The organism is Anaeromassilibacillus sp. SJQ-5, assembly GCF_054108045.1.
This window is the reverse complement of record NZ_JBPJWQ010000001.1, coordinates 1,374,686-1,391,651: the sequence shown is the minus strand read 5'-3', so window position 1 is coordinate 1,391,651 and position 16,966 is coordinate 1,374,686. Positions and strand designations below refer to the sequence as shown.

Here is a 16,966-nt window from a genome sequence, read left to right as displayed (position 1 = left end):
AAAAGGTTGACGATAATGGTGAATGGCGGGAGAGGCGCATAAGGAGCAACGCCAACCGCGCCATGGCGTTACCCGCTTCCATTTTACCAAAGGAGGTCTTTTCTCTCCGAATCAACGCTTTCGCTTTTTCTTCCTCCACGGCTTTGCCGGTGGTTGCCTCGCTAATAAAAAGGCGGAAGCCCAAAAGGGCTTCCGCCTTTTTTAGGTGCGGGGGAGCAGATAGCGGCGCACCAGGTCGGCCACGGCGTGATCCCGGTGAGAAGCGACCACCACGTCGGCCGCCTCCCTGGCGCAGGGCTGGGCGTCCGACGGGGCGGCACCCAGGCCGGCAAACCGAATCATGGTCACGTCGTTGTCGTAATCGCCGATGGCGGCGAAGGCCTCCCGAGGCTTGTTCAGATAGGCCGCCAACCAGGCGAGGGCGTCCCCCTTGGTGGCGCGGCAGGGCAGGATCTCGAGATAAAAAGAGGCGGAATAGGTGCTGACGAAGCTGCCGGGTGCTTCGACCAGGAAGACGCGCTCCAAATCGTGCAGCCGGGCGCTGTCGCCATAGAACAGCAGCTTGAAGCAGCCGTCGGCAAGGGCCTCCGCCAGCGTGGAGGGGCGGGTGGGCTGCTTTTCCCGGGTGACGTAGGGATCGGGCAGGCCGTTGGGATTGAGCATCCGGGTCCGGCCGCCGGTGAAGGCCTGCACGCAGACCTCCGGATACCGGTTCAGGGCGGTTTCCACCAGACAGGCCACGGTGTCCGCCTTCAGGCAGGCCTTGTATAAAAACGACTCGGTTTTGTAATCATAAACAGCGGCGCCGTTATACAGAATGGCGGGCAGGGTCAGCGGCAGGCCGCCGAGATAGGGGCGGGCCACCTCCTCCGACCGGCCGGTGGCGATGGAAAAATCCCCGCCGGCCGCCGTCAGGGCCCGCAGGGCGTCCAGGTTTTCCGGGGAAATCGCGCCCTCGCTGATGAGGGTGCCGTCCATATCGGAGTATAAAATCGATGGCATCATATAAGTCGGAGCCGCCTTTCTTTTCCGCCGGGGAATGCGGCGCTGGCGCGCCGTGACCAGTATACCGCAAATCGCTGCAAAAGAAAAGGGCTATAAAGCCGCATAGGCCACCGGGCAGGTTGTACATATCTGCCGGAATTTGGCATAAACTAAAGAGTAAGCGAGTATGGGAATAGGAGAGTCGGCATGGAATTTCAGGTTGGGGACGGTGCGCGCAAGGTGCTGACCCTCTGGATAGCGGGGACCGGCGTGCTGGCCGCTTTCCTCATCGGCGCGCTGGCGGGGCTGCTGACGCCCTGGCTGCTTATCGGCAGCGGCCTTGTCGCGGCGGCAACGGTGGCTGTCTGCTTCTGGTATCCCACCAGGTTTGTCCGTTCGTTCCGGGGGAGCTGCCGGGAAGAGGCGCTGCGGGCCGAAATAGGCGTGCTTTTCAAAAAGGAGCTGTATATCCCTCTGTCCTCCCTGCGCACCGTGGAAAGCTGGGCGACGCCTCTGCATCGGGCGTTTCGCTGCCGCACCATCGTTCTGCGATTCGCGGGGGGAGCGGCCATTCTGCCGTTGCTGCCCGCAGCCGAGGCGGGGGAGCTGGCCAGGCTGCTGGAGCAGCTGGAAAGCGTGAGCTGAGGAGAAGGGAACGAGCCGGAAGGGAGGAGGGCCATGGATCTGCGGCCACATCCGTTGTATATTTGGTACGACGCCCGCAAATGGATATGGCTGCTGCTCATTCCGGTGCTGCGGGCGTTGTTTTCCCCGCGGGACGCGGTCTATATCCTGCTGTCTTCCATCCGGGACGTGGGGATCGCCCTGCTGCTCATCGGGTATTCCGCCCTCAAGTGGCGAGGGGCTAGGTACCGACTGCATAACGGGATAACGCTGGAGCAGGGGATCCTGTTTCAGAGGGGGCTGCGGGTGGTGGCGGAGGACGCGGCCTCGGTGGAGGTGGAGCGTTCGCCGCTGATGTGGCTGTTCGGCGGCCGACGGGTGCGGGTCAACACCGCGGGGCTGCGGCGGCGGGCGGACGCGACCCTGTATCTGCCGGCCAGAACGGCCAGAGGGCTGCTGGGCGCGGACGGCCGGCGGAAGGAGAAAAAGGCTGTCTACGCTTCCCGTATCCTGCCGGTGACGGTGCTGGCCGCCTCGGGCTCCAACGCGGCGGTGGGGCTGCTGACCCTGGCGCCGGCTGTCAAGCAAATCAGCAATCTGCTGGGCCAGCAGGTTCCCGATCAGGTTTACGGCCTGCTCGACAAGGTGCTCTCCTTGGGGCTGCCGCCGCTGCTCAACTCCCTGGCCAATCTCCTGGTACTCAGCTGGGGCGTGGCGTTTCTAAACAGTTGGATGCGCAACGTGGGGTTCACCGCCCGGCGGGAGGGGGACCGGCTGCATCTCGCGTCCGGGCTGCTGACTCGGCGGCATATTCTGATCGATTGTCAAAAAATCACGGCTCTACAGCTGCGGCAGACCCTGTTCATGCGGCTGTTCAATTTGTACACCGCCACCATCACGGCAGCGGGCTATGGGCGGGAAAAGGGGGCGCGGCCGGTGGTGGTGCCCGCCGCCCGGCCCAAAGAGCTCAGCGGGGCGCTCGACGAGCTGCTCACCGATTACCCCATCTGCTCGAGCTGTCTGAGGCCCAGGCGGGACACGGTGATGCGGTTTATCGGTCTGCCGCTGACGGTGATGGCCTTCGGGCTGGTACCGCTGTGGCTGGGCGGGGTATGGACCATGGCGTCGGTTATCTGGATGATCGGCAGCGCCTGGTGGCTGCTCGTTCGGCTAGTCGGCTTCCGCTGGTCCGGCTTTGGCGTGGGAGGCGGAGCGGTGACCCTGCGGTATACCCGGGGGCTGGCGCTGTACGCCGTCCACGTGCCCCTGGAGGTGGCCGACTGCGCCATCCTGTCCCGCTCCCCCTTTCAGGTGCGGGGCGGCACCTGCACGGTGGAACTGCGCTGCTTCGGGGAGAAGCACCGCCGCCACCGGGCTCTGGCGCTGCCCTACGAGCAGGCCAAGGCCCTGGTCGAGCGTCTGCGGTAAAAAGGAAAAGACGCGGGCTTTCCCCCGCGCCTTTTCCTTGCTGAGCGGTTTGCTGGAATGCCGCCCGGCCCATCACAGCAGGTCGGTCAGAATATCCAGCAGGTGAACGGGATACACCCGGCCGTCTGCAAAGCATTGCAGAAGCCGCAGGGCTTCCTCCCGCCGGGAAGTGACGTCTGCCGCGCAGACATCCTCGTCCGCCCCGAGGATACGAATGCCGTAGCCGGCCCGCGCTTCCCCGGTTTCCCCAGTTACCGCCGTCTCCAGGAGATAATAAGAAAGGGTGCCGCTCTCCACGGAGATTTGTCGCAGAAGTTGTTGCTGCATGTTATACCCCCATAAGCATGTGCGCGGAAATCCAGGCGGCTTCCTGAATTTCCCAACTATTCGGACTTTCCTATTATGGCAGTTTAAAGGGGAAAAGTAAATACCACTTTTGTTTACAAAAAGTCCCATATATGCCCTTCGTTTCTGACTGAACCCCCAAGATCTGGTGCGGAGATTAGTCGAAATTTGAGGCGCTACCGTGGGTGGAGAGCATATAGGACACCGCTTCGGCCCGGGACTGGATATGCAGCTTCTTGTAAATATTGTAGAGCGTTTTTTTGACGGTGCCTTCGGCAATGCCGAGATATAGGGCGATGCGCTTATTGGTGCAGCCCTTGACCACATGCTCGAGCACCTGCTGCTCCCTCTCGGTCAGACGGGTGCCGGCCCGTTGGCTGAAGCGGACCACCTCGGTGGCGTTGACCAGTATGACGAAGGCCCGGTGGGGGCCGTGTTCGCTGTTGACGACGATCAGCTCGGATTTGAAAAAGCGCCGGGTTCCGTCGGAACGCTCGACGCAGAACTGCTGGGAATGGTTCTGCCCCGAGCGGATGTAGGACATGATTGTTTGTATCGGGGTGGGTTCGGCGTGGCAGTCCAGGATGTATTCCACGATTTCCTGGAAAACGTGGTTGGCCCTTTCCACATGTAGGCCGTCTTCGTCCACGCGGAGCAGGCCCATGCCGTTGATGCTCGAGGAAAACAGACAGTCGTATTCGTACAGCAGTTCCTCCCGCTGCCGGGAGAGCTGGACGGTTTGGGTGATGTTTTTCGCCCAAAAAAGAATCGTGCCGTTTTTCGGGCCATCGATGCGCAGGCAAGTCAGCTCGGCATCCCAAAAGGTGCTGCCGCCCTGCCGGGGGATGGACAGGGTGCAGTGCACGGGTTTATCGCTTTGCCGGCACTGGCTGCAGGCGCCGCAGATAATCTCCAAGCAGCGTTCCTGCATCATGGCGCAGAGGTTCCGGCTCTGATACCCCTCTTCCGGCAGGCTAAGCTGCCGCCTGGCGGTCGGATTGGCATGCAGGGGACAAACGACGTGGGAGCCGGAGAATTGCAGCACCATAATCCAATCATCAGTTTTCTCCCACATATAGTTGAAGTAGTCGATCACACCCATCATCCTCCCATTGCATTACCTATTTTGCATCATATTTACAGAAAATGCAAGAAAAATCTTTTTTATCTCGGAAAATACCCGGAAATTCGACAAAAAGGAGTGAAAAATACGCGCGATATTTTTGGTAAAATCCCGGTATCTTGTCCGAAAAGACAAAACCGCCGGCCAAACGTTGCTTGCGCCGCCGGGTTCCGGGCGGTATAATAACAGGGAACTCTAAATAAAAATGGAGGTAATACTATGCTGCTGAAAAATGCTGTGGTATACAATGAGGATTTTGAGCCGATCCGGGCGGATCTGGCTGTTGAAGGAGAAAAAATCGCGGGTATCGGCCAGGTGAACGCCGGGGGAGAGTGCCTGGATTTGTCTGGGTACACCATCATTCCCGGCCTGATTGATATGCACATTCACGGCTGCGCGGGCTTCGACGCCAGCGACGGCACCCCCGAGGCCTTGGAGGCCATGTCCAGGTGTCTGGTCGAGCGGGGCATCACCTCTTTTTGCCCCACGTCCATGACCCTGTCCTTTGAAGCGCTGCAGAAGATTTTCGCCAACGTGCAGGAGCAGAAGGACAAGGTGACCGGCGCTTACATTCACGGCATCAACATGGAGGGCCCGTATATCGCCATGTCCAAGAAGGGGGCCCAGAACGGCGCCTATGTCCGCAACCCCGATAAAGAGGAATTCCGCCGGCTGTACGACGGCTGCGGCGGCTGCGTCAGCATTGTGGACATCGCGCCCGAATGCGACGGGGCAGAGGCGTTCATCAAGGAAGTCCAGCCCTACTGCCCGGTGTCCACCGCCCACACGGCGGCGGGCTACGATCAGGCGGTCCAGGCCATCGAGTGGGGCGTGCGGCACACCACCCATCTGTACAACGCCATGAGCGGCCTGACCCATCGGGCGCCGGGCGTGGTGGGCGCGGTGTTCGACATGGCGCGGCAGTACGGCGTGCGGGGCGAGCTTATCTGCGACGGCTTCCACATCCATCCCGCGGCGCTGCGCATCGCGTTCCATCAGCTGGGCGAGGATGGCTCGGTTATTGTCAGCGATTCCATGCGCGCCGCCGGCCATGTGGACGGGGAATACGACCTGGGCGGGCAGACCGTATATGTCAAGGACGGCAAGGCCCTGCTGGCGGACGGCACCATCGCCGCCTCCACTTCCAACCTGTATGAGGAGCTGAAAAACGTCATTTCTTACGGCGTTCCCAAGAAGCAGGCCATCAAGTCGGCCACCATCAATCCTGCGCGGGCCATCCGGGCGGACGGGGAGACCGGTTCCATCGCCGTGGGCAAAAACGCGGATCTGCTGGTGCTGGACGACGACATGAACATCAAGCTGGTGGTCGTCAAGGGCGCGATAAAGGTGAACAATTTGTAACTTGCCACTGAAATTCTTGACTTATTTCCTCGGGCGCAGTATGATATAGGCAATACTGGTAATTCTATTGCTGGAGGATGATAAGCATGCGAGATAATAAATCTGGAAAGTTTGCGTTTATTGTGGTGGTTGCTGCCGTGGTGGCGGCTCTGACGACAGTGACGGTCCTGCTTCTGCGCGCCCGTGCCAAGAGAAAAGCTATGTGCTCTCATGCGACCGCCTTTGATTACGATTTGGACGACTGCGACTGCTACGACGACGAGTGCGACTGCGGCTACGGCCAGGAGGAAGAGCCCGTCGAGGAAGAAGCCGACGCGCAATAATTCAACAGATACAAAATAAGCAGCAGCTCGTGACGGGCTGCTGCTTATTTTTGGCGGCAGCATAAGGTGAGGGAGAGCGAACAACCTCCGGTTTTTGGGAGAGCGAGCGCCCACAGCGGCGTTGGCCTCACTTGCCATGCGACAGCATGGCGCGATCGGCCGCCTTGCTGTGAACCCCCGCTCCGTCCCCAAAAATTCTTTGACCTCAGCCTGCGTATTTTGTCATTCGGCAAGGCAGAGGACGACGGTGGGCTGGCGCCCACCTAGGACGATAACGCGGCAGAATGGCAAAATACACCGGCTGAGGCGGGGTGGGTTCCCTCTCCCTCACCTTAGGCGAAGGGATGGTAGGCACATGCGGATACAAGGGCCGGTGCTTCCCGCCGAGCTGAGGCGGGAAGCAGACATGGAGGAGGCCGTCCGCCGGGCGCTCCGGGAAGAGGACGACGTGCGGGGCTGTCTGTTTTCCGGCGGCGCGTTGACGCAGACGGCGCCGGACGATTGGAACGGAACCATGGAGTTCCGGGAATGCGTGTTCGAAAACTGGCGGTTTTCTGGCTGCTCGATGCCGCGTCTGGGGTTTGTGGACGCGGTGTTTCGGGGCTGTGATTTATCCAACCTGGATTTGACCGGGTGCAGCCTGCTGCGCTGCCGGTTCGAGGATTGCAAGGCGGTGGGGCTGACCCTGGCGGAGGCCAAGCTGCGGCAGGTGACCTTCGAGCAGTGCGGCATGCGGCTGGCCAACCTGTCGGGCTGCCAATGCAAGGGCGCGGGTTTTTTTCGCTGCGATTTGGAGGGGGCGTCCATGTTGGGCTGCGCGCTGGGGAAGGCCCCATTTGACCGCTGCCGGCTACTGGACTGCAACCTGTGCGGCACAGCCCTTTCCGGCATCGATTTCACCACCTGCGACATCGGGGGCTGGCTTCTGGGCGGCGGCGAGCTGCGGGGGGCGGTGGTCACCCCGTTCCAGGCGGCGGAGCTGGCCCGGCTGCTGGGCGTGGTCATTAAGGAGGGCAGCTTGTGAGGGCGGGAAGACGATGGTACGCGCTGGCCTTCGGCCTGCTGCTTCTGCTCGAGGCGCTGATCGCGGTGTTTGTGCACGACCGGTTCGTGCGCCCGTATCTGGGGGATGTGCTGGCGGCGGTTCTTCTCTACTGCCTGGCGCGGGCGGTTGGCGGGCGGGCGCCCGCCTGGCTGCCGGCGGCGGTCTTCCTGGCTGCGGCGGCGGTGGAGGCGGCCCAGTATTTTCAGCTGGGCGCGCGGCTGCACCTGGACACGGTGCCGGTGATTCGCGTGATTCTGGGCAGCGTGTTCGACTGGATGGATATTCTCTGCTATGCCGTCGGGGCGGGGCTGTGCGCGCTGTGGCAGGCGGCGGAGCCGCGGATTCTCTCGCGGAAAACAGGATAAGAGCCGGCTCCGGGAAGGTGGACGGATTTTCCCGGAGCTTTTTGTTTTTATGGCTTGTCCAAAGTCAGAACCGCCGGCCGAAAGCAACGCTTTCAGCCGGCGGTTTTCTGCGGCATTATAAAAGGGGGACGGTCAAAACCGTCCCCCTTGGCTTATTGCGGCGTGATGTCGTCAAAAAGGAAATCGTGCAGCTTCTGTTTGGTGGCGGTCTCGTCAAAGGTGATAACCGACACACCGTTGATGGTTTCCGGCATCAAATCCACGTTCATGGGGAAACGCATCTGATCGAACTTGGCGCTGCCGCTTTTGAGAACGGCGGTGCCGAGTCCCAGGATTTTCGAGGTGGACAGACTGGTTTCCATCAGCGGCACCACCTTGGCGGCCATGGAGGGGTATTCCAGCGGATTCATGGCTAGGGCCTTGTTGAAAACCTGCTCGATGACGCGGCGCTGCCGGTCGGTGCGCTGGCGATCGTCCCCGTTGCCTGCATACCGCACCCGGCTGTATCCGCAGGCCTGCATGCCGTTCAGGGTCTGGACGCCCGCCTTTTTGACATAGGTAGGGGTTTCTTTATAGTATTTGCAGTATTCCTTAATACTTTCATTGGTGCTTTTGATTTCGTTGGCTTGTACATCGATGGTCACGCCGCCCATGGCGTCCACCACCTTGGCCATGGAGTCAAAATCTACCGTCACATAGTCCCGCACGTTCAGGCCAAAATTCTGATTGATGGTCTGGATGGCCAGCTCCGGGCCGCCATAGGCATAGGCGTGGGCCAGTTTTTCCTTGGATTTGCGCCCCTGGATGGTCACATAGGAATCCCGCAGCAGGGAGGTGGCCTTCATTTTGTTGTTCTTGCGATCGACGGTCAGAATCATGATGGCGTCCGAACGGCAGGATTCCCCCTGCCGCGTGTCCACCCCGAACAGGGCGATATTGGTGATGTCGTCGTATTTCTCATCATTGAACTGGCTGTCGATACCCAGGGCGGAATTGTCCTGCGGGATGGCGTTGCGCTTAAGCTGCCCATTGAGCCAGAAAGCATAGACCGCCAGGCCGCAGACACACAGAATGAGCAGACAGGGCAGCATCACGAGCAGTATGCGGATCGCCTTGGGCAGGCGCTTTTTCTTCTTTTTCCGGTGGGAGGGCTGAAGCGGAACGGGAGCTTGTTTGGGCATGGCGGTTATCCTTCCTTTTACACGTCGCGTTTACCTGTTGCTTTTCTAGTATACCTCCGAATCGGGGGAATGCAAGAAAAAAACTTGTAAAATAATGCTTACGAAGAGTAAAAAAGGCGCGGCCCTTCAAAAGCACAGCGGCGGTGCATGGCCGGGACGGGAATAACGGCTTGAATTTTTCTTAAAATTCGGTGAAGAGGCGGGTGCCGGCCGTTTTTTTGCGGTATACTGAGTGGCGGACGGGAGCGCAGCCCCGCCCGGAGAAAGGCGGTATGGATATGGAAACGGCGCGGTATACCATTCTCATCGTGGAGGACGACGACACCATTGCCCGGCTGGTGAGCGACAGGCTCAGCCGGTGGGGGATGGAGACGGTGGTTGTCGAGGATTTCAGCGCGGTGCTGGACACCTTCGTGAAGGTGCAGCCCCATCTGGTGCTGCTGGATATTTCGCTGCCCTTCTGCAACGGGTACCACTGGTGCGAAGAAATCCGCCGGCTGTCCAAGGCACCCATTATTTTCCTGTCCAGCGCGTCGGATAACCTGAATATCGTCATGGCCATGAATATGGGCGGGGACGATTTCATCGCCAAGCCCTTCGATCTGGAGGTGTTGACCGCCAAGGTGCAGGCGCTGCTCCGGCGCACCTATGATTTTCAGGGGCAGGCGGCTTTTCTGGAGCACCGGGGAGCGATCCTCCGGCTGGGGGATCCGGTTCTCACCTATCGGGACAAGCGGGCCGAGCTGACCCGCAACGAGTACAAAATCCTGCAGCTGCTGATGGAGAACAAGGGACGGGTATTGTCCCGGGAGCTTCTCATGAAGCATCTGTGGGAGAGCGAGAGCTTCATCGACGACAACACTTTGACTGTCAATGTGGCCCGGCTGCGCAAAAAGCTGGAGGAGATGGGGCTGGAGGATTTCATCGTGACAAAAAAAGGCCTGGGCTATCTGGTAGAGGCGTGACGGCCCGGCAAGGAGGGGAAATGCGTATGGAACAGGCCAAGCTGCTGCCCGCCTATTTCCTAGCGCGGTGGCGGGTGCTGCTGGCGTTCGCGGCGTTCAGCGGGATATACGCCGCCGTGTATCTGCTGTATCACGAGCCGCTGGAGCCGGTGCTGTACGCCGGGCTGCTGACAGCGGCGCTGGGGGCCGGGATCGGCGTGGCGGATTTTCTCAAATACCGTCGGCGTCACATGGCGCTGCGCTGCCAAATCGAGGCGGCGGGGGTAACCCTGGATCGTCTGCCCGAGGCGGGGGATCTGCTCGATCGGGACTATCAGGAGCTGGCTGCTGCGCTCTCGCAGCGGAACGCCGCCCTGGTCAGCGAGGCGGACAGCCGGCTGAGCGAGCGGATGGATTACTACACCCTGTGGACCCATCAGATCAAGACCCCCATCGCCGCCATGCGGCTGCTGCTCCAGGAAGAGGAGACGCGCACCGGCGAGCTGGAGCAGGAGCTGTTCAAGATCGAGCAGTACGCCGACATGGCGCTGCAGTATCAGCGGCTGGAGAGCCTGAGTTCCGATTTGCAGCTGGAGTCCTGCTCCCTGGACGGGATTCTCCGCCAGGCGCTCAAGAAAATGGCCACCCCCTTCATCCGGCGGCGGATTTCCCTGGAGTTTGACGGGACGGGGGCGACGGTGCTCACCGATGAAAAATGGCTGACCTTCGTGGTGGAACAGCTGTTGTCCAACGCGCTGAAATATACGCCGCCGGGCGGGCGGATCACCCTGTACCTGGAGGCGGACAAGACCCTGGTCGTTGAGGACAACGGCATCGGTATTCGGGCGGAGGACATCCCTCGGATTTTCGAGCGGGGGTTCACTGGCTTCAACGGACGGATGGACAAGAAGTCCACCGGCATCGGCCTGTACCTCTGCCGGCGGATCCTCTCCCGCCTGTCCCACACCATTGCCATCGAGTCCCGACCGGGAGAGGGCACGCGGGTGCGGGTGGGGCTGGCCTCCCAGGCGATCGAGCTGCAGTGACAGGATTGTAAGGTTGAGGACGGGATTGTAAGCCAAAGCGATGGCGGCGCCTCGTTTTTTTCTTTATACTATAAGCATACTCCATATAAGAAACGAGGTTTACCCGTATGGCGCTTTTAGAAGTTAAGAATCTGAAAAAGGTATACACTACCCGCTTCGGCGGCAACCAGGTGCAGGCGCTGTCCAACGTCTCCTTCTCGGTGGAGGAGGGGGAATACGTGGCCATCATGGGCGAGTCGGGCTCCGGCAAGACCACCCTGCTGAACATCCTGGCTTCCCTGGATAAGCCGACCAGCGGCGAGGTGCTGCTGGAAGGCAAGAATCTGACAAAAATCAAGGACAAGGACATTTCCGCCTTCCGGCGGGAGCATCTGGGCTTCGTTTTCCAAGATTTTAATCTGTTGGACACCTTCTCGGTGCAGGACAACATTTTCCTGCCCTTGGTGCTTTCTGGTAAGCCCTATCCGGAGATGAAGCGCCGGCTGGATCCGCTGGCGAAGCTGCTGGGCATTACCGAGCTGCTGGGGAAATACCCCTATGAGATTTCGGGCGGGCAGAAGCAGCGGGCGGCGGTGGCCCGGGCGCTGATCACCCAGCCCCGTCTGGTGCTGGCCGACGAGCCCACCGGCGCCCTGGATTCCAAGGCGGCCACCCAGCTGCTGCGGCTGTTTTCCGATATCAATCGGCAGGGGCAGACTATCCTGATGGTCACCCACAGCACCCAGGCGGCCAGTCACGCGGGCCGGGTGCTGTTCATCAAGGACGGCGAGGTGTTCCACCAGCTCTACCGCGGCGGGATGACCAACGACGAGCTGTATCAGAAAATCGCGGACACCCTCACGGTGCTGGCTACGGGGGGTGGGGAGGTTGGCTAAGGTATTCTATCCCCGTCTGGCCGCCACCAACCTGAAGAAAAACGGCAGCACCTATTTTCCCTATATGCTCACCAGCGTCTGCTCGGTGCTGACCTTCTACACCATGCACGCCCTGGCCGCCAACCCGGGGCTCGCGCAGATGCCCGGGGCGGACAGCTTGAAGATGATTCTGAATCTCGGGGTCATCGTGGTGGGGCTGTTCTCCGCCATCCTGCTGTTTTACACCAACGGCTTTCTCATCAAGCGGCGCAAGAAGGAGCTGGGGCTGTACAGCATCCTGGGCATGGAGAAAAAGCACATTGCCCGGGTGCTGTTTTACGAGACGCTGTTCACCGCGGCGGTCAGCCTGCTTCTAGGGCTGGCGGGCGGCTTACTTATCGGCAAGCTGCTGTTCATGCTGTTGATGAATATCCTGCAGTTCACCACACCCATCGTCTATACGGTGACGCCGGACAGCCTGCTCGTGACGGCGGCGCTGTTCGCCGCCGTGTTCGCGCTGACCCTGCTGACCAATTTGCGGCAGATTCACCTGGCCGACCCCATCAATCTGCTGCGCGGCGGCCAGCAGGGGGAGAAGGAGCCCCGTGTTAAGTGGCCCCTGCTGGTCATCGGGCTGCTGTCCCTGGGCGGTGGGTATTTTATCGCGCTGACCGTTAAATCCCCGCTGGACGCGCTGCTGCTGTTCTTTGTGGCGGTGATCCTGGTCATCATCGGCACCTACTGTCTCTTCACCGCCGGGAGCATCGCGCTGCTCAAGGCCCTGAAGCGCAAAAAGAGTTTTTACTATAAGCCGGGGAACTTCATCGCCGTGTCGGGCATGCTCTATCGGATGAAGCAGAACGCGGTGGGGCTGGCCAACATCTGTATCCTGTCCACCATGGTGCTGGTGACCGTTTCCACCACCGTGTCCTTGTATATCGGGCAGAATGACATCCTGCGCAACCGGTACCCGCTGGACATGTCGGTGTCCTGCCCCGACACGCCGGAGGCCATCCAGGCCACAGACGAGCTGCTGACCCGCCTGGCGCGGGAGAACGAGGTGACGATTCCCGTCCGGTACGGCTACAGCTCCATTCCCTATATCACCGCCTTCCGGGACGGGAACGGGTTTTACAGCGCGGTGCCCGAGGGGATGAACGCCACGCCGGCCGACATCGCCGTGATCCGCGTGATGCCTCTGGAGAGCTATACCCGCATGACGGGGAAGGAGGTCTCTCTGGAGGAGGACGAGGTGCTGGTGTATACCGACACCATGACCACCTTCGGCGCGAACACCCTGGTGCTCAACCATGTCCCGCTGCGGGTGAAGGCGGAGCTGGACGACCTGCCGCTGGCCCCCAAACGGAAGGATCCGGCCCAGCCGACCGTGCATCTGGTCTGCCGGGACAAGGAGGTGATGCTCCATCTGGCGGAAATCCTGGACATGGAGAATCAGACGCTCATCTACGAGCAGTCCTTCAACATCACCGGCGGGGAAGAGGCCGCCGCGGCGTTTTCCCAGGCGGTGAAGGACGCGCAGGACACCATCCCCGGCTTGCGCTCCGACAGCCAGTATCTGGCCAAGACCAGCTGGTACGCCTCCTTCGGCGGCTTTCTATTCATCGGGATTTTTCTCGGACTGCTGTTCATGATGGCGGCGGTGCTTATCATATACTATAAGCAGATTTCCGAGGGCTACGACGATCACGACCGGTTTACTATCATGCAGAAGGTGGGCATGTCCCGCAAGGAGGTGCACCGGACGATTATGAAGCAGATTCGCCTGGTGTTTTTCCTGCCGCTGGCCGCCGCCGCGCTGCACATCGTCATGGCGCTCAAGGTGATGGTCAAGATGCTGGGGGCCTTCGCCCTGACCAACACGGCCCTGATTGTCACCTGCACCGGCGTGACGCTGCTGCTGTTCGCCGGCCTGTATTTCCTGGTTTACACCCTGACCGCCCGGACCTATTTTCGGCTGGTGCAATAAAAGCGCCGCGGCGGGCCGGGGCGTGAACCGTCGGACGTCACGCGGGAATTTGTCCTTTCCGGTTGGAACAGCCGAAACCGTTCAAATTTCCGGCCTGCGAAAGAATGGATGGTTGGTATGATGATCTTGGAATTTTTGCAGAAGGCCGGGCGGTTGCTTTGCCTGTGGGGCGGCACCGCCCTGTCCATCCTGCTGGTGGGGCTGGCGGGGCTGGTGTTCCTCCTGCTGCAAATGGTTTCGGACGGGGTGGATTGGATTTTGAAGCCCCGGGGCCGCCGGGCGCGGGAGACATAGAGAAATTTTGAAAAAAAGATAAAAAAGCGCTTGACATTGTGCCGGCTGTATGCTATCCTATAACACGTCGGTTGGACAGGTTCGCAAAAGTGACCTGAAAACCACAACATATGGGGGTATAGCTCAGCTGGGAGAGCGCTTGAATGGCATTCAAGAGGTCAGCGGTTCGATCCCGCTTATCTCCACCAAAAAATCCAACAGCCTTAAGGGCTGTTGGATTTTTTCTTTAAGAATCGACTGCAATATCGTTATCAATTATCCAGTAGGTAAAAGATTTATTCACCACATGCTTTCATAAACAAGGAGACAAAACTATGAAGCCCTTCCGCATTATATATCACTGTGGGGATGAACTTACCCTGCGGACAAAAGTGAAGTCCGGTCGGTTGGCGGATGATAACGGTATTCTTACTATAGTGCCTCGCCATGAGCAACAAACCATTGCGTTAGACGCTATACGCAGCGTAGAGCTGTTTATGATGAATGGAATAGGAAGCTGCCTTAAAATTCGGAATGGGGACAGCACCATCTTTATTAGTGTGGTGCGTTTCTGCATTGCCGGTCAATTCTCGGTGGTGAACATGCTCGGCACCCGTAAGCTAAAGGCTTTACTGGAAGCCCGTATCCTGTAAGTAAACATTCACCGGCGGGGCAGACGGCCGGCGGGATTCCATTTTATATAGCAAAACCCCCGGTTCTACCGGGGGCAGCATAACTGTGACAGCGGCGATACGGCTATACGGCCGTATTTGGGGATAGCGCGCCGCCGCCTGTTCAATTCGTCCGTTTTTTGCGGATAATCACCGCCGCTATAGACGCTCCGATGACTGCCGCCGCACCGAGCACGATAAGCAGCACGCGGATGAACCACGTCGAAGTAGGCTTGCCGTCCTTGGCGGCAGAGATATCTGTCGCGGCGTCGGAATCGCCGCTTTTACGGGCGCCGATTCGATCCAGACTGTCATAATAAGCTTTTGCAACCTGTCTTTCATCCAGTCCCTGTGTGTAGATTTTGGCGCCTAGTACCACATAATTGGTAAAATCCGAAAGCATTTCTTCTTTATAGGAAACGTTGCAGCCGATCCCCAATTTATTGTATATGGCATTGCCAAGCCGGAATTGACCAGTGAATTTTTCCTGCCCAATGAGTACGCCGTTGTAATATAGCTGCAGCATACGGTCTTCCGGGTCATAGGTACCCAGCACATGCGCCACCCGTTTGGCGTCTATCCCTGTTCCTTCCAGCAGGTCGCTGCCGGCAGCCATAACGTAGTGGGGATTTTCGGAATAATTCCCCTGCGTCGAGCCCAGCTGAAAGTTCATCTGTCCTCTTTTTCCGCGCAGATACAGCGTCACGCCGCCGTCGTTGCAGGAAGTGAAGAAGCCAGAGGTCTCGGAAGGAACTTTTTCCAGCTGAACGAACAGCTCCAGAGCAAAGCCTTTCATCAGCATCTCTTCCAGCTGATCCGGGGACGACAGCTCATCAAGCCTCAGCTCAATATAATCGCCGCGTTCCTTAGCCCGGAAGCCTGTGGTCTCGTATGGCTTGTTTCGATAATGGACGGTTACATCGCCGGCTCTGCCGCCGATACCCTTGACGGTAACATGGCCCTTTTGATCCACGGGCAGTCCGTTGGCAAAGCCAAGATCAAAATATGGCTCGGGGAGTGTTACGGCGGTGTCTGGTTCTTCAGGCTCTACCAGCGCGTTGCCCGCTGTGGGATCTCCTGGGAACTTGGTTTCCGCGTTCTGTGCGGGGGTATAAGGCAGCTTCAGCACTCTAGTGCCGAACCAGGAAACCACAAACTCCTTTGTGTTTTCATTGGCCACCAGCCACGCGGTATCCGGCGCGGCTTTATAAGAGTCCAAGTCGGTTTCCGCCGTAGGCCATAACACTACCTGCGGATTGGCAAGGGAATACAGTTCCGCCGTTCCGCCGCCGTATCCATGATGCGCCAGCTGCAGAATGTCACTTTTCAACTCGCCGCCATACTTGGCCGACAGATAATCGGAGGATTCCTTGGCAGAATCTCCCAAGAACAAGATTTTTTGGCTTTTTATAGTGACAGTGAACACGCTGGAGCTGGCGTTCAGACTCATATCCCGTACAGTAAGAGGGAACAGATCCTCATAGGTGAATAGGAATTCCACCTCGGCGTCGCGGATGAAATACCGGTATCCGCTGTGTACATTGGAGACCGGTACATTCGGTATGTATTTGCGGATGTTGTTCTTAAATGTGGTAAGCCGGGCGCGATGACTATCCAGCATATAGGCGGATTCGGAATGAGCGATATCCTCCTCGTTGGGGAAATTGTAAATTAGCTTTTCTATGGTTACTTGCTTGCTATATTTTTCAATAAAATCATTAAATGTTCCGATATGGTCGCCATGCGCATGGGTGAATATCCACGCGGCTATGACGATTTCCCCGTCGGCATATTGATCCAATATCCCGTATAGCTTATCCGCCTGCGCATAATTTTTCTCAGGCCATCCGCCGTCGATCAGCAGAAAACTGCCGTCGGCCAGACGGAAAACATAGCTCATTCCCTCCCGTATTTCCTCTGTAATCAGCTGTACCTGAACCAGAAAAGGAGCGGCGGTTCCGTTATAACGGTTTTCCTCCGCTTTGCCGGGCAGCATGCTTTTATTCTCCACAGTTACGCGCAGGCTGGCGTCGTGGGGAGAGTAGGAAACGTTGACCAGACGCTTGTCAGAAAGGTACACGGCAAACCGATTGTTTCCGACCTGGTTGTCGGCATATTTTTTATAGCCTGCCTTCTCCAACTGTTCCAGGTAGGCTGTATAATCCTTGCTTTCCAGTCCGGTGTAAAGATGGGTTTCGCTGTTTCCGCCGCTAAACCGCCCTTTGTAGGTTCCGCTTTTGTATGCGCCGAAATCGAATCCGTTCTGGTTCTGCCCAGCCGCGGAAACAGTAGGCAGTGTAATCAGCGGCGCTATGCACAATATCCCGATTGCCGCCGTTAGAATCCACGAAATAACCTGTTTCATAGTACGCTCTCCTTTTTCTGTATATAATGAGGAAAACAAAAAGGCT

General features: G+C 58.8%; 17 protein-coding genes and 1 tRNA gene. 13 read left to right on the top strand and 5 right to left on the bottom strand.

What is annotated here, in order from left to right; translation table 11 throughout:
- Positions 1-201: 201 nt before the first annotated feature.
- Positions 202-1,005, bottom strand: coding sequence for an HAD hydrolase family protein (locus ACSAMM_RS06035; RefSeq protein WP_457790457.1), 804 nt, complete (start codon positions 1,003-1,005; stop codon positions 202-204).
- Positions 1,006-1,191: 186 nt separating this feature from the next.
- Between ACSAMM_RS06035 and ACSAMM_RS06030 the strand changes: the two genes are divergently transcribed.
- Positions 1,192-1,629: a PH domain-containing protein gene (locus ACSAMM_RS06030; protein ID WP_178725418.1), complete on the top strand. Its 438-nt coding sequence runs from the start codon at positions 1,192-1,194 to the stop codon at positions 1,627-1,629.
- Between the two features lie 33 nt (positions 1,630-1,662).
- Positions 1,663-3,036: a PH domain-containing protein gene (locus ACSAMM_RS06025; protein WP_178725420.1), complete on the top strand. Its 1,374-nt coding sequence runs from the start codon at positions 1,663-1,665 to the stop codon at positions 3,034-3,036.
- A gap of 72 nt (positions 3,037-3,108) precedes the next feature.
- On the opposite strand, the gene ACSAMM_RS06020 is transcribed toward ACSAMM_RS06025, so the two are convergent.
- Positions 3,109-3,363 (bottom strand): DUF6514 family protein, encoded by a 255-nt coding sequence (locus tag ACSAMM_RS06020; protein WP_457790454.1) that lies wholly within the window; start codon positions 3,361-3,363, stop codon positions 3,109-3,111.
- 175 nt (positions 3,364-3,538) lie between these two features.
- The gene (locus ACSAMM_RS06015) at positions 3,539-4,477 is read right to left on the bottom strand and encodes a response regulator transcription factor (protein WP_457790452.1); all 939 of its coding nucleotides are present in this window, start codon (positions 4,475-4,477) and stop codon (positions 3,539-3,541) included.
- A 246-nt stretch (positions 4,478-4,723) separates the two neighbouring features.
- Here ACSAMM_RS06015 and nagA point away from each other — a divergent pair, with 246 nt between their 5' ends.
- From nagA to ACSAMM_RS05995, 4 genes are all read left to right on the top strand, one after another.
- Positions 4,724-5,866 (top strand): N-acetylglucosamine-6-phosphate deacetylase, encoded by a 1,143-nt coding sequence (gene nagA, locus ACSAMM_RS06010; RefSeq protein ID WP_457790450.1) that lies wholly within the window; start codon positions 4,724-4,726, stop codon positions 5,864-5,866.
- Positions 5,867-5,952: 86 nt separating this feature from the next.
- Positions 5,953-6,189 (top strand): hypothetical protein, encoded by a 237-nt coding sequence (locus ACSAMM_RS06005; protein ID WP_178725429.1) that lies wholly within the window; start codon positions 5,953-5,955, stop codon positions 6,187-6,189.
- Between the two features lie 355 nt (positions 6,190-6,544).
- Positions 6,545-7,213, top strand: coding sequence for a pentapeptide repeat-containing protein (locus ACSAMM_RS06000; RefSeq protein WP_457790449.1), 669 nt, complete (start codon positions 6,545-6,547; stop codon positions 7,211-7,213).
- A complete protein-coding gene (locus ACSAMM_RS05995) occupies positions 7,210-7,599 on the top strand; it encodes a ribosomal maturation YjgA family protein (RefSeq protein ID WP_457790447.1) in 390 nt (129 codons plus the stop codon). The genes ACSAMM_RS06000 and ACSAMM_RS05995 overlap by 4 nt, the downstream gene beginning before the upstream one ends.
- 152 nt (positions 7,600-7,751) lie before the next feature.
- Here the strand turns inward: ACSAMM_RS05995 and ACSAMM_RS05990 are convergent, their stop codons facing one another.
- On the bottom strand, positions 7,752-8,780 hold the full coding sequence (locus ACSAMM_RS05990) for an LCP family protein (RefSeq protein ID WP_457790445.1): 1,029 nt from the start codon (positions 8,778-8,780) through the stop codon (positions 7,752-7,754).
- Positions 8,781-9,058: 278 nt separating this feature from the next.
- On the opposite strand from ACSAMM_RS05990, the gene ACSAMM_RS05985 reads away from it, so the two are divergent.
- The 7 genes from ACSAMM_RS05985 (at position 9,059) to ACSAMM_RS05955 (ending at position 14,537) form a co-directional block, all read left to right on the top strand.
- The gene (locus ACSAMM_RS05985; protein ID WP_457790443.1) at positions 9,059-9,745 is read left to right on the top strand and encodes a response regulator transcription factor; all 687 of its coding nucleotides are present in this window, start codon (positions 9,059-9,061) and stop codon (positions 9,743-9,745) included.
- Between the two features lie 26 nt (positions 9,746-9,771).
- Positions 9,772-10,770, top strand: coding sequence for a sensor histidine kinase (locus ACSAMM_RS05980; RefSeq protein WP_457790442.1), 999 nt, complete (start codon positions 9,772-9,774; stop codon positions 10,768-10,770).
- 107 nt (positions 10,771-10,877) lie between these two features.
- A complete protein-coding gene (locus ACSAMM_RS05975) occupies positions 10,878-11,645 on the top strand; it encodes an ATP-binding cassette domain-containing protein (RefSeq protein WP_178723814.1) in 768 nt (255 codons plus the stop codon).
- Entirely contained in the window at positions 11,638-13,611 is a 1,974-nt protein-coding gene (locus ACSAMM_RS05970; protein WP_457790440.1) for an FtsX-like permease family protein, read from the top strand. The genes ACSAMM_RS05975 and ACSAMM_RS05970 overlap by 8 nt, the downstream gene beginning before the upstream one ends.
- A gap of 117 nt (positions 13,612-13,728) precedes the next feature.
- Complete coding sequence (locus ACSAMM_RS05965) at positions 13,729-13,905, top strand: hypothetical protein (RefSeq protein WP_178723810.1); 177 nt, start codon at positions 13,729-13,731, stop codon at positions 13,903-13,905.
- A 112-nt stretch (positions 13,906-14,017) separates the two neighbouring features.
- Positions 14,018-14,093 (top strand) — tRNA-Ala (locus ACSAMM_RS05960).
- Positions 14,094-14,219: 126 nt separating this feature from the next.
- Complete coding sequence (locus tag ACSAMM_RS05955) at positions 14,220-14,537, top strand: hypothetical protein (RefSeq protein ID WP_457790438.1); 318 nt, start codon at positions 14,220-14,222, stop codon at positions 14,535-14,537.
- Between the two features lie 142 nt (positions 14,538-14,679).
- Here the strand turns inward: ACSAMM_RS05955 and ACSAMM_RS05950 are convergent, their stop codons facing one another.
- Positions 14,680-16,920, bottom strand: a complete 2,241-nt coding sequence (locus ACSAMM_RS05950; RefSeq protein WP_457790436.1) for an MBL fold metallo-hydrolase — start codon at positions 16,918-16,920, stop codon at positions 14,680-14,682.
- Positions 16,921-16,966: the final 46 nt, after the last annotated feature.